This is a genomic window from Aquibaculum arenosum (genome assembly GCF_029222965.1).
Taxonomy (GTDB): Bacteria; Pseudomonadota; Alphaproteobacteria; order Kiloniellales; family DSM-21159; genus Aquibaculum; species Aquibaculum arenosum.
This window is the reverse complement of record NZ_JARHUD010000004.1, coordinates 373,233-385,801: the sequence shown is the minus strand read 5'-3', so window position 1 is coordinate 385,801 and position 12,569 is coordinate 373,233. Positions and strand designations below refer to the sequence as shown.

Annotated in this window: 11 protein-coding genes; 8 read left to right on the top strand and 3 right to left on the bottom strand. The window is 64.4% G+C overall.

Going from position 1 to position 12,569, the window contains the following annotated elements; genetic code table 11:
• The first annotated feature begins 309 nt into the window (after nucleotides 1–309).
• Nucleotides 310–648 (top strand): P-II family nitrogen regulator, encoded by a 339-nt coding sequence (locus P2G67_RS08980; protein WP_275822184.1) that lies wholly within the window; start codon nucleotides 310–312, stop codon nucleotides 646–648.
• Between the two features lie 93 nt (nucleotides 649–741).
• Entirely contained in the window at nucleotides 742–2,151 is a 1,410-nt protein-coding gene (gene glnA / locus P2G67_RS08975) for a type I glutamate--ammonia ligase (RefSeq protein ID WP_275822182.1), read from the top strand.
• 110 nt (nucleotides 2,152–2,261) lie between these two features.
• Here the strand turns inward: glnA and apbC are convergent, their stop codons facing one another.
• Nucleotides 2,262–3,401 carry an iron-sulfur cluster carrier protein ApbC gene (apbC, locus tag P2G67_RS08970; protein WP_275822180.1) on the bottom strand — a complete coding sequence of 380 codons (1,140 nt, stop codon included), beginning with the start codon at nucleotides 3,399–3,401 and terminating at the stop codon, nucleotides 2,262–2,264.
• A 149-nt stretch (nucleotides 3,402–3,550) separates the two neighbouring features.
• Between apbC and hflK the strand changes: the two genes are divergently transcribed.
• The 6 genes from hflK (at nucleotide 3,551) to P2G67_RS08940 (ending at nucleotide 10,595) form a co-directional block, all read left to right on the top strand.
• On the top strand, nucleotides 3,551–4,717 hold the full coding sequence (gene hflK / locus P2G67_RS08965) for an FtsH protease activity modulator HflK (protein ID WP_275822178.1): 1,167 nt from the start codon (nucleotides 3,551–3,553) through the stop codon (nucleotides 4,715–4,717).
• 22 nt (nucleotides 4,718–4,739) lie between these two features.
• On the top strand, nucleotides 4,740–5,672 hold the full coding sequence (hflC, locus tag P2G67_RS08960; RefSeq protein WP_275822176.1) for a protease modulator HflC: 933 nt from the start codon (nucleotides 4,740–4,742) through the stop codon (nucleotides 5,670–5,672).
• Nucleotides 5,673–5,729: 57 nt separating this feature from the next.
• Nucleotides 5,730–5,915: a DUF2065 family protein gene (locus P2G67_RS08955; RefSeq protein WP_275822174.1), complete on the top strand. Its 186-nt coding sequence runs from the start codon at nucleotides 5,730–5,732 to the stop codon at nucleotides 5,913–5,915.
• Nucleotides 5,916–6,162: 247 nt separating this feature from the next.
• A complete protein-coding gene (locus tag P2G67_RS08950) occupies nucleotides 6,163–7,644 on the top strand; it encodes a DegQ family serine endoprotease (RefSeq protein ID WP_275822172.1) in 1,482 nt (493 codons plus the stop codon).
• 235 nt (nucleotides 7,645–7,879) lie between these two features.
• Entirely contained in the window at nucleotides 7,880–9,757 is a 1,878-nt protein-coding gene (locus P2G67_RS08945; RefSeq protein WP_275822170.1) for an AI-2E family transporter, read from the top strand.
• 82 nt (nucleotides 9,758–9,839) lie between these two features.
• The gene (locus P2G67_RS08940) at nucleotides 9,840–10,595 is read left to right on the top strand and encodes a sulfite exporter TauE/SafE family protein (protein ID WP_275822168.1); all 756 of its coding nucleotides are present in this window, start codon (nucleotides 9,840–9,842) and stop codon (nucleotides 10,593–10,595) included.
• A 94-nt stretch (nucleotides 10,596–10,689) separates the two neighbouring features.
• On the opposite strand, the gene P2G67_RS08935 is transcribed toward P2G67_RS08940, so the two are convergent.
• Entirely contained in the window at nucleotides 10,690–11,403 is a 714-nt protein-coding gene (locus P2G67_RS08935; protein WP_275822166.1) for a rhomboid family intramembrane serine protease, read from the bottom strand.
• The gene (locus tag P2G67_RS08930; RefSeq protein ID WP_275822164.1) at nucleotides 11,400–12,362 is read right to left on the bottom strand and encodes a complex I NDUFA9 subunit family protein; all 963 of its coding nucleotides are present in this window, start codon (nucleotides 12,360–12,362) and stop codon (nucleotides 11,400–11,402) included. The genes P2G67_RS08935 and P2G67_RS08930 overlap by 4 nt, the downstream gene beginning before the upstream one ends.
• Nucleotides 12,363–12,569: the final 207 nt, after the last annotated feature.

The following is a 12,569-nucleotide window of genomic DNA, read 5'->3' as shown; positions in this document are numbered from 1 at the left end:
CGACAGAGAGGACCGCCGACCTCCATAGCCCCGCCGAGGCTGCAGGGTAAGGCGAGCGCAATACTGAAGCACGGCGCGGCTTGGCTGCTTCAGAACATCAAACCCGGTTGTTAGAGGTCCTCAGCTTCTCAGAAGGCGCATTGCCCATTCCTTGAGCAGGCTGCTACCTTCGCAGGCAGTCAGTTGCGTCACAGTCCGACAGACGGCTGACTTCGTCTCGTTCGGCACATTGGCACGCATCTTGCATCTATGTTGGGCAGGAGCACGCCGGGCGACCGCTCCCCGTGAATGACACAGCGACGTTGGGCCATGAAAAAGATCGAAGCGATTATCAAACCCTTCAAACTCGACGAAGTGAAGGAAGCCCTGCACGAGGTCGGGATCAAGGGCATCACCGTCACCGAAGCCAAGGGCTTTGGACGGCAGAAAGGCCACACCGAGCTCTACCGGGGCGCCGAGTACGTCGTTGATTTCCTGCCGAAGGTGAAGATCGAAGTGGTGGTCGACGACACCCTGGTGGAGCGAGCCGTGGAAGCGATCATGGAAACCGCTCGCACCGGACGGATCGGCGACGGCAAGATTTTCGTCTCCAGCGTGGATGAAGCCATACGCATCCGCACGGGCGAACGCGGCCCCGACGCGGTCTGACCGCGAAGCGGCGCGCTTACCCCCGGACCTCTTTTCGCCGGAACTTTCAACAAAACCCCAAGAGCTAGACAGCCAGAAAGGACGGAGCCGCCAATGTCGGACTCGAAGACCGTTCTCCAGATGATCAAGGACAACGACGTTTCCTACGTCGACTTCCGTTTTACCGACCCCAAGGGCAAGTGGCAGCATATCGCCCAGCACGTCGACACGGTCGACGAAGACCTGCTAGAAGAAGGCATCATGTTCGACGGCTCCTCCATCGCCGGATGGAAGGAGATCAACGAATCTGACATGGCGCTGAAGCCCGACCTCAGCACCGCGGTGATGGATCCCTTTGCCGCCCAGCCTCAGCTCATCCTGACCTGTGACGTTCTCGACCCCGTCACCGGCCAGCCCTACAACCGCGACCCGCGCACCACCGCCCGCAAGGCTCTGAAGTACATGGCAGCCTCGGGCATCGCCGACACTGCAGTGGTGGGCCCGGAAGCCGAGTTCTTCGTGTTCGACGACATCCGCTTCAGCGTGGAGATGAACCACACCTTCGTGAAGTTCGTCAGCGAGGAAGGCCCCTACATGTCCGGGGCCAAGATGGAGGAAGGCAACCTGGGCCACCGCCCGGGGATCAAGGGTGGCTACTTCCCAGTCCCGCCGGTGGACAGCGGCACCGACCTGCGCGCCGAGATGGTCTCGGTGATGAAGCAGATGGGCGTGAACGTCGAGAAGCACCACCACGAGGTGGCGCCCTCCCAGCACGAACTGGGCATAAAGTTCGATTCCCTGGTGAAGTGCGCCGACAACATGCAGGTCTACAAATACGTGGTGCACAATGTCGCGCACAGCTATGGCAAGACCGCGACTTTCATGCCCAAGCCGGTCTATGGCGACAACGGCTCAGGCATGCACGTGCACCAGTCACTTTGGAAGGATGGCAAACCGCTCTTCGCGGGCGACGGCTATGCGGGTCTCTCAGAAACGGCGCTCTACTACATCGGCGGCATCATCAAGCACGCCCGGGCGCTCAATGCCTTCACGAACCCCAGCACCAACAGCTACAAGCGCCTGGTGCCGGGCTTCGAGGCCCCGGTGCTGCTCGCCTATTCGGCGCGCAACCGCTCGGCCTCCTGCCGCATTCCCTACGGCGCCGGCCCCAAGGCCAAGCGTGTCGAGGTCCGCTTCCCCGATCCGCTCGCCAATCCCTATCTGGCCTTCACCGCCATGCTGATGGCTGGCCTCGACGGCATCCAGAACCGGATCCATCCGGGCGACGCCATGGACAAGAACCTCTACGATCTGCCGCCGGAGGAACTGAAGGAAGTGCCGACGGTCTGCGGTTCGCTCCGCCAGGCGCTGGAGGCCCTGGAGGCCGACCACGACTTCCTGCTGGCCGGCGACGTCTTCGACAAGGACCAGATCGAGGGCTACCTCGCGGTGAAGTGGGCGGAGGTCTATGCCTTCGAACAGTCCCCGCACCCGATCGAGTTCAAGATGTACTACTCGGGCTGAGCCTGAGCTTCAGGTAGCGCAACGAAAACACCCCAGGGCTTCTGACAGGAGGCCCTGGGGTGCTTCTTTTGTAAGCTGCTGCGACGGTACCGGTGGCCGCAGCGATCCGCCTACTCCATGACGATGCGCGGCGCGGCGCGCTGTGCGCCCTCGAGTTTTGCCTTCACCTTTTGCGCAATGGCGATATAGGCCTGGGCATGGGGGCTGTCCGGTACGGTGACGACAATGGGCCGGCCGGAATCGGAGGTTTCGCGAATCTCGATGTCGAGCGGGATCTCGCCCAGCAGGTCGACCCCCAGCTTTTCCGCTTCCTGCACGGCTCCACCATGGCCGAAGATGTGCGCTTCATGTCCGCAATTGGGGCAGACATAGAGGCTCATGTTCTCGACGATGCCAAACACCGGCACGTCCACCTTGCGGAACATGTTGAGCCCCTTGCGCGCATCGATCAGGGCGATGTCCTGCGGCGTCGAGACGATGACAGCGCCGGACAGCGGCACCTGCTGCGCCATGGTGAGCTGGGCATCGCCCGTGCCAGGCGGCATGTCCACCACCAGCACGTCGAGCTCGCCCCAGTCCACGTCGCGTAGCATCTGCGAGATCGCCGACTGCACCATGGGGCCGCGCCAGATCATCGGCGTATCCTCGGCCACCAGGAAGCCCATGGACATGCACTTCACACCGAAGTTCTCCATCGGCCGCAGGGTCTTACCATCGGGCGAGGAGGGGCGGCCAGCAATGCCCATCATGCGAGGCTGCGACGGCCCATAGATATCCGCATCCAGCATGCCCGTACGCCAACCCAGGCTGGCAAGCGCAAGCGCAAGATTCACCGCGGTCGTCGACTTGCCCACGCCACCCTTGCCACTGGCGACGGCGATGATGTGCTTCACACCGGGCACCATCGCGCGGCGCGCGCCCGGCCCCTGGGCCTGCTGCTGTGCAGGGCCTGCGGATGCGCCGCCGCCCTGAGCCGCTGCCTGGTCCGCGGAGCCACCTTCACGCTGGGCGGTAAGTACTGCCGTAACCGACAGCACACCGGGCACTTCGCCAGCCGCCTGCTCGGCCGCTTTGCGCAGCGGTTCCATCTGCGCCCCGCGTCGGGGATCAACCTCGATCGCGAAGCCGACGTTGCCGTCGCGCACCACGAGGCCACTCACCATATCGCGGCTGATAATATCTTCGCCGCTGTCCGGATCTCGGACCTTCTGCAGGGCGCTGCGAATCTGGGCTTCGCTCGGTCCGGTCATGCTTGAATTCCCCCTCCCGCGGGCAATATCTTCGGGACGTCCGGCACTAGAGGATGCGTGTGCTCGGCTCTGTGGCCTGATATAGGATCACACCCGCCCGTTTGTACAGCAGCCGGGTTACCAGCAGCAGGAATTTGGGGAGTTAACATATGCCTTGGCAATCCGGCGGCAGCGGTGGCGGCGGCCCCTGGGGAGGTGGCGGTTCCGGAAATACGGGCGGCCCCTGGGGAGGAGGCACCGGCGGCAGCGGCGGCGGTGGTGGTGGCGGGGGTGGCTTCGGCGGCCAGCGTCCCCCTGACCTGGAAGACATGATCCGCCGCAGCCAGGAGAAGCTCAAAGGCGTGGTTCCTGGTGGTTTCGGCGGCGGACGAGGCGTGTTGATCGCCATCGCCATCATCCTGGTGCTCTGGCTTGCCTCGGGCTTTTATCGGGTCCAGCCTGACCAGCAGGGTGTGGTGTTGCGCTTTGGCGCCTGGGTCCAAACCACCGAGCCCGGTCTGAACTGGCATCTTCCCTATCCCATCGAGACGGTCCTCACGCCTTCGGTCGAGGCCATCAACTCGATCGACGTTGGCTACCGCTCCGGCAGCGGGGCCAGTCGCACGACCCAGGATGTGCCGGAAGAAAGCCTGATGCTGACCGGCGACCAGAACATCATCGACATCGATTTCGCGGTCTTCTGGAAGATCGCCGACGCCGGCCAGTTCCTCTTCAACATCCGCGACCCCGAGGCGACGGTGAAGACTGCGGCCGAGGCGGCGATGCGTGAGATCATCGGCCGCACCGACATCCAGCGCGCTCTGACCGAATCGCGTCAGAACATTGAGTTGGACACCCGCGAACTGTTGCAGTCGCTTTTGGTGGAGTACGAGGCCGGCATCGAGATCACCCAGGTTCAGTTGCAGCAGGTGCAGCCCCCAGCCCAGGTGATCGACGCCTTCAACGACGTGCAGCGTTCGCTTCAAGATCGCGACCGACTGCGCAACGAGGCCGAGGCCTATCGCAACGACATCCTGCCGCGCGCCCGAGGCGAAGCGCAGCAGATCATTCAAGACGCCAACGCTTATCGCGAGCGGATCATCAACGAGGCAATCGGTGAGGCGCAGCGCTTCGTGAGTGTCTATGAGGCCTATCAGCAGGACCCAGAGATCGCCACGCGGCGTATGTATCTTGAAACCATGCAGGAGGTGATGAGCGGCACGAACAAGGTGATCCTGGGCAACGGCACCGAAGGCATCGTGCCCTACCTGCCCTTGAACGAACTGCAGCGCCGCATGCCGACAGCGCCCCAGTCATCCGACGGCCAGAGCCGTTGAGGCCGGGGAAGGGAGTAAGTTGATGAAAGCACGTTTCCTCGTCCCGCTCGCGATCCTGCTCGGCGGCGGCCTCATTTTGCTGCTGGCCTCGCTCTTTACCGTGCAGCAGACCCAGCAAGCCTTGGTGCTGCAGTTCGGTGAACCGCGTCGTGTTATCACCGAGCCAGGACTGAAGTTCAAAATCCCCTTCATTCAGAACGTCCTCTACTACGAGCGGCGGGTGCTGAACCTTGACCCGCCGACCCAGAGGGTGCTGCTCACCGATCAGAAGCCGCTGCTGGTGGATTCCTACGCGCGTTACCGCATCTCTGACCCGCTGCGCTTCTATCAGGCGGTGCGCACTGAAGCGACGGCAGCCAGCCGGCTCGGTTCAATCGTAAACGCCACGATGCGTGGTGTTCTGGGTAACGTGACCCTGGCCTCAGTGCTGTCGGAAGAACGCGTCGGCATCATGAACAGCATTCGTGACCAGGTGAACGAAGAGGTGTCACGCTTCGGCATCGAGATCGTCGACGTGCGCATTCGTCGATCCGACCTACCAGACGAGACCAGTCAGGCGGTCTACGACCGCATGCAGTCGGAACGCGAACGCGAAGCGGCCGAGTTCCGTGCCCAGGGTTTCGAACAGGCCCAGCGCATTCGCGCGAGTGCCGATCGCGAAGCCACGGTGATCCGAGCGGAAGCCACCCGTGAATCACAGATCCTGCGCGGTCAGGGTGAAGCTGAACGGACCACCACGCTGAGCGAAGCCTTCGGGCGCGATGCGGAGTTCTTCGAGTTCTATCGCTCCATGCAGGCCTATGTGGAAGCCATCGACGGCGACAACTCGCTGCTGGTGCTGCCGCCGGATAACGACTTCTTCCGCTACTTCAATCAGGCGGGCGGTGCGAACGCACCGCAGGCGGCCCAGCGGGCTCCGCTCCTGGAGGAATCGGCACCGGCGCCCGCCGAGTAGACCTGAAACCAAGAGCCGGCTCTTGCCCAAGTCGGGAGCGCGTGCCAGGGAGGGAGCATGACTGACCTGCTCACCGCCCTGGCACTCGTTCTCGTGATCGAGGGCCTGATGCTGGCACTCGCTCCCAATGTGCCGCAGCGCGTGCTCCTGCTGCTGGCCCAAGTGCCTCACTCGGTGTTGCGAACGGGCGGATTGGCGGCCATGGCGCTCGGCACCTTTTTTGTGTGGCTGTTGCGCGGATGAGCGCTCGCACAGCAATTCCGAGCCACCCACACTCAATCGGGTTCATTTGATGATCCGACTGCTCGCGTGGAGCAGCGATACGCCCTTGAATCCTCTTCGAATTCACGCGCTCAATCACGAACCTTGCGGTTCAGAATGACCGCGACCTGCTCGAAGCTTCCTCCGGGGGCGGCGGGGCGCTACACTTGTCGAAAGCAAGGTCCGAGACGCCGGCTCGCCAGCGCACAGGAGAGGCAAGAAGCGCGTAATGCAGTTCCCATCCACCCCTCTATTCGCAGCACCATCCGCTAAGCGATCCTGCACGGCAGGCCTTCGCTCGGCGCTCACCTGCCTTGCGCTGCTCGGCTTCATTCTGTCCTGTATTGCAGCCCCGGCGCAGGCGCGCGGCGCCCCGGACAGCTTCGCCGACCTGGCCGAGGAACTTCTGCCCACAGTGGTGAACATCTCCACCAGCCAGGTGGTCGAGGGCGGTGGCGGGCCGGAATCCTTCGAGGACCTTTTCCGGGAGTTCTTCGAACGCCGCGGCGGCGAGAGCCTGCCCTCCCTGCCGCAACGCCGGCAAGCCTCTCTCGGTTCCGGCTTCATCATCGACCCCGACGGCTACATCGTCACCAATCACCATGTGGTTGACGGTGCTGACGAGATCACTGTTCGCCTCGCCGACAATCGACCTCTGGCCGCCGAGGTGATCGGCACCGATGATAAAACCGATCTGGCGCTGCTCAAGGTGGAGGCGGACGAGCCCCTGCCCTATGCCCGCTGGGGTGACAGCGACAAAGCCCGGGTCGGCGACTGGGTGCTGGCCATCGGCAACCCCTTCGGCCTCGGCGGCACGGTGACCGCCGGTATCATCTCCGCCCGCCAACGCGACATCAACGCCGGCCCCTACGACGACTTCATCCAGACCGATGCCTCGATCAACCGCGGCAACTCCGGCGGCCCGACCTTCGACCTCGACGGTGCTGTCATCGGCGTGAACACCGCGATCTTCTCACCTTCGGGAGGGTCAATCGGGATTGGCTTCGCTATTCCCTCCACCATGGCCCGCAGCATCATCGCCAGCCTGCGGGAGTACGGCGAGGTGCGCCGCGGTTGGCTGGGTGTGCATCTGCAAAGTGTCACCGACGAACTGGCCGAGGGCATGCGCCTGCCGGACACCGAAGGGGCGCTGGTCGCCTCGGTCGTTGCCGGTGGCCCGGCGGACGAAGCAGGCATCGAGCAGGGTGATGTCATCCTGCGCTTCAATGGACGTCCGGTCACCGAAATGCGGCGCCTGCCACGCATGGTCGCGGAAACGCCGGTGGGCGAGAGTGTGGAGGTGGTGATCTGGCGCCGTGGCGAGGAAGTCTCCCTCTTCGTGGACCTCGGACTGCTGGACGAAGAGGTGGTCGCCGCCCTGCCCCAGCCCCGTGAGGAACCGGCGAGCGAAGAGAGCATCGAGGATCTGGGCCTGACGCTCAGCCCGATCACGGAAGAACTGCAGGAGCGTTTCCTGCTCGAGCCCGATGCGGCGGGCGTGGTGGTCATTGACGTCGCACCCATGAGCCCGGCCGCTGAACGCGGCTTGCGGCCGGGCGATGTGATCGCCGAAATGGATCAGGAGCCGGTGACAACGCCCGAAGAGGTGCGCGATCACCTGGTGCAGGCGCGCGAAGAAGGCTACCGCGTCATAACCCTGCTGATCCGGCGCAACGGCGAGTATCAGTGGGTGGCCCTGCGCATCGAGTAGGTCACAGGCCCAGCACACCGCACGGGCAGAACCGGATGCCCTAAAACTGACACCGTGTGGTTGCTTGCACTGGCACTCCTTCTGCCGGAAGGTGAGATCATTCAGCGAGTGATGTCCCGCGGCCGCCAGACGGCCCGGAAACCGCGCGTGCGTGGGGAGGGTTATGGCGGCTGAGCGTTCGGCGGCAGGCATGACAGGAAACGGCGGAACGGGACGTCCGCGGGGCACTGAACCTGTGCGGCGGGGCGTTGACCCGCGCACCATTCTGCTTTTCGCCGTCGCCATCATCGCTGCGCTGCACTTCGGCCAGGATATCTTTATCCCCCTGGCCGTGGCGGTCCTGCTGTCCTTCGTGCTCGCACCGCTGGTCCGCTTGCTGCGCCGCATCTACCTGCCGCGCCTGCTGGCGGTTCTGCTGGTGGTCACGGTGGCTTTCATGATCGTAGCAGGCATTTTCGGCGTTGTTGCCGATCAGCTGCGCGATCTCGCCAGCAACCTACCGCGTTACGAATACACACTGCGCAACAAGATCCGCAACATCGACGTGTCCCTGCCAGCCGACAGCGGCTTCGAACGGGCCTTCCAAACCCTGCGCCAGGTGGGCGAAGAGATCGAGCGCAAGGCCGCACCTGACGGGAACGGCGAGGAGGCGCAATCGCCGCCGGCCCCGGCTGGTCCCACACCCACCGGGAGCTCCTCTCAGGCCAGCGAGGAGGGCTCGGAGGAGGCGCAAGGGCCTTCGGTGGTACGCATCGCGCCGCAGCCACAATCGGCCTGGGAAACCGTCAAGTCCATCGCCGGACCTCTGTTCAAGCCTCTGGCCACGGCCGGACTGGTGCTGGTGCTCGTCGTATTCATGCTTTTGAAACGCGAGGACCTACGCGACCGGGTGATTCGCCTAGCAGGCGCCGAGGATGTGCTCCGCACCACCGCGGCCATCGATGACGCGGCTTCCCGGGTCAGCCGCTACCTCCTGATGCACCTGATCATCAACGTCACCTATGGCATACCGGTTGCCCTGGGACTCTGGGTGATCGGCGTGCCCAATCCCCTGCTCTGGGGCCTTCTCGCCACGGTGCTGCGCTTCATTCCCTATGCTGGGCCGATCATCAGCGCCATCATGCCCATTGCGCTGGCCTTTGCCGTGGATCCGGGCTGGTCGATGGTGCTCATGACCATCGCCTTGCTCATCGTCCTGGAGGTTTTCTCCAATAATGTCATGGAGCCCTGGCTCTACGGCTCCAGCACGGGACTGTCCTCCATCGCCATTATTGCCGGTGCGGTCTTTTGGGTGACGCTCTGGGGGCCGGTGGGATTGCTGCTGGCCACACCGCTTACCGTCTGCTTGGTGGTGCTCGGCCGACACGTGCCGCATCTGTCCTTCCTCGACATCCTGCTCGGGAGCGCCCCGGCCCTGCCGCCGGAGATCAAGCTCTATCAGCGACTGCTGGCCGGTGATGAGCAGGAAGTGGAGGAACTGACGGAGGAACTGGCCGAGCGCATGGAACTGGAAGTCCTCTGCGATGAGGTGCTCTTTTCCGTGCTGGCCTTGGCTGAACAGGACCGGCGGCGCGGCGCCCTGTCGACTGCCCAGCAGGAGCAAATCGGCAGCACGTTGGTCGAGATCCTGGACGAGTTGATCGTGGATCAGGGGGGAGCGCCGGCAGAAGCGATCCCCACGGCAGCTTCCGCAGGCGACGGCGGGCTCTGCCTGCTGGTGGCCGCGCGCCACCAGCTCGATGAGGCCGCCGCCAATCTGCTGTGCCGGCTGCTGCAGCGCCGCGGCACTCGGGTGGCCGTTGTTTCACCGCGCGCGGTCGCACGGCGTGCACTGGCAGACCTGGAGCCTGGCCGCGTGGATCGCTTGTTGATCTGCTACATCTCTCCGGTCTCGCTGCATCACCCGCGGCGTATGTTCAGGCGCCTGCGCGCCGTGTTCCCTCCCCCGACGCCCGCCGGACTCTGCCTGTTGCACGCCGAAGGAGACGCGGCGCAAGGGGCCCTGGCCGAGGGTGTGGAGCGCATCACCAGCGCGCGGATGCTGCTGGACAGTATCCCCGGCAAACCAACGGGCGTCGATATCCCCTCAGCGGAGCTGCGGCGGCGAGCCTGACGCAAGGCAGGGCTGCGCCTGTTGGGGTGGCTGCGCCCCGCTTTCGGCGGCATGATCCGCCGCCGAAAAGGGGCGCTGAGCATTGGAATACCTGAACGATATCGAGTTTCTCCTGGCCGTTGCCGGGATCCTGTTTCTGGGTGGCTGGATCAAGGGGGTGATCGGCCTGGGGCTGCCGCTGGTGTCGGTCCCCTTGCTGACCTATCTCCTGCCAGTGCCCGTGGCCATCTTCGTTCTGGCCGTTCCGGTGTTGGTCTCCAACTGCTACCAGGCCACCCGCGGCGGTCTTCTGGTCGAGGCCCTGCAGCGCTTCTGGCCGTTGCTGACCGCGATGATGCTGGGCGTGGGTCTGGGTGCCCAGTTGCTCATCACTCTGGATGAGCGCAGCCTTTACCTGATTCTGGGGACGATGGTGACCCTCCTGGGCTTCATCTACCTCTTTGGCGGTAACCTGATGATCAGCGCGCGCTTCGAGCGGGGCACCGGCGTCGCCGTCGGCTTCGGCTCGGGGCTTCTGGGCGGCGTCTCCAGCTTCCTGGGCCCGCCGATCGTGCTCTACCTGGTGGCACTTCACCTGGGCAAGGAACTCTTCATCGTCGCGCTCGCCCTGGTCTTCTTCCTGGGCGGGGTGCCGCTCTACGGCACCTTGGCAGCCAGCGACATCGTGAGCTGGGACGAGATCCTGCTCTCGGCACTTGGCGTCCTGCCGGTCATGCTGGGCGTCTTTGCTGGACAGCGGCTCCGCCGCGTGATGCCCCAGGAACTCTTCCGCCGGGTCGTGCTGGCGGTCATGGTCATCATGGGCCTGCTGCTGATCCGCCGCGGGCTGGTGCTCTGAGAGGTCAGGAGCAAGGCCTTGGGCAACCAAGGAGGTTAAGAAAGGAAGCTTTCGTTAGCGCAATGCTTACGAAATGATTCCGCCCAAAGCTTTCTTAAGCCACTTCCCGCCGCTGCCTTTGCATGCGGATGAAGAGCGGCAGCAGCAGGATTCCGGCCAGGAAGCCGCCGGCGTGGGCTTCCCAGGCGATCCGGCCGGCTTCGGCGCCCGGCGAGCCGATATAGGCGTAGGCCAGGTTCAGGGCCATCATCACTGCGGTAAAGGCCAGCAGGCTGCGCAGACGCGCCGAGCGAGACTGCCAGGGTCGGGCCACGCCAAGGTGACCGAAGGCGCCAATCAGCCCGAACACGCCGCCCGATGCGCCGATGGCCACCGCCGTCTCGCCCCAGTGCACAAAGCTGTAGGCCAGCCCCCCGGCTATTGCCGACGCGAAGAAGAGCAGAAAGAAGCCCAGATTGCCGAGGACGCGATGGATCAGCGTGCCCAGCGTGGCGATCCACAGGCCGTTGAAGAGCAGGTGCAGCCAGCCGTCGTGCAGAAAAACGCTGGTAACCAGGCTGTAAAGCCGCTGCCACTGGAACTGCCCATCGATGAAGAGGTACAGCCCGAAGTCAACGATCATCTCGAACTCGAACTGGCGACCAGCAAAGTTCAAAACCGCGGTGATCGCTATCAGGATCACCAGGAAGGCGCCGATGAGCGGCGGCAGATTCAGCGCCGGGCCACCATCGGGCCGGTCGCCCTGGGGAGGGTCGCCCTGGGGAGGCGCGTCAGGGGACCCCTGGCGCTGCACGGTGGGATCGCTCAACTTCCACCCGGGGACAGGCGACCTGCGGCGCGGCCGAAACGGCGATAGCGATCGAGGTAGGTGGGCAAAATCACTTCCACCGTATGGGGATCGATCCCCAACTCGGCAAAACCCGGACGGCCTTCCTCGACCACATTGTCGCTTTTCAACTGCTCCACCTGATCGCGGGTGAGCGGCGCTCCCGGCAGCGCCTGAAAGACCGCGCCCATGCGGCTCGCCAGCCCCCAGGGCAGGGAGACCAGGCAGCGCCGCCGCTCGATGACGCCCAACATCAGGCGCATGAGCTCTTCGAAGGTGTAGACCTTGGGCCCGCCCAGTTCATAGATCTTGCCGGCTGCATCGCGCCGGGTCAGAGCGGCGACGACAGCATCGGCGACATCGCCCACGTAGACCGGCTGGAAGCGCGTCTTGCCGCCACCGATCAGCGGCAGCACCAGCGAAAAGCGCGCCATGGAGGCAAAGCGATTGAAGAAAGAATCCTCCGGACCGAAGACCACCGAGGGGCGCAGCACCACCGCCTCGGGAATGATCTCCAGCAGCGCCTGCTCAGCCTCGGCCTTGGAGCGCGCATAGTCGGAGCTGGAGTCGGCAGAGGCACCCAGCGCGGAGATCTGAACGAAGCGCGTGATGCCGGCTTCGGCCGCGGCGCGCGCGATCGAGCGCGTGCCTTCAACATGCACCGCATCGAAGCTCTGCTTGCCGTGAGATTGCAGAATGCCCACCAGGTTGATCACGGCATCGGACCCGGCGACAGCGTTGCGCACCTCGGCATCGTTGGTGAGATTGCAGCGCAGGGGCACCACCTGGGCCACGTCCCCCAGGGGCTTGAGAAACTCGGCCCGGCCCGGTCGGCGCACCGCCACGCGCACGGTCCATCCAAGATCGGCCAGGCGCGCCACGACGTAACGCCCGATGAATCCGGATCCGCCAAAAACCGTGACACAGCGCTGACTTAGCATTCTCTCTCGACTCCTCTTCCCTGGCCGGCATCTCACCGGCACGGCGTCGGATGGCAACCGGCCTTGCGGCCCCTTCGCATTCGGCGCCGTCCGAGATACGGGCTATGCCCACCCCTGCGTGCCGCTCCGGTGCGCTCGTGCCGCGCTATATACCGCGGCGGAGCCGCCGTTGACAGCCCGCTGCGCGCCCTTATTGTCTTGCCGCGC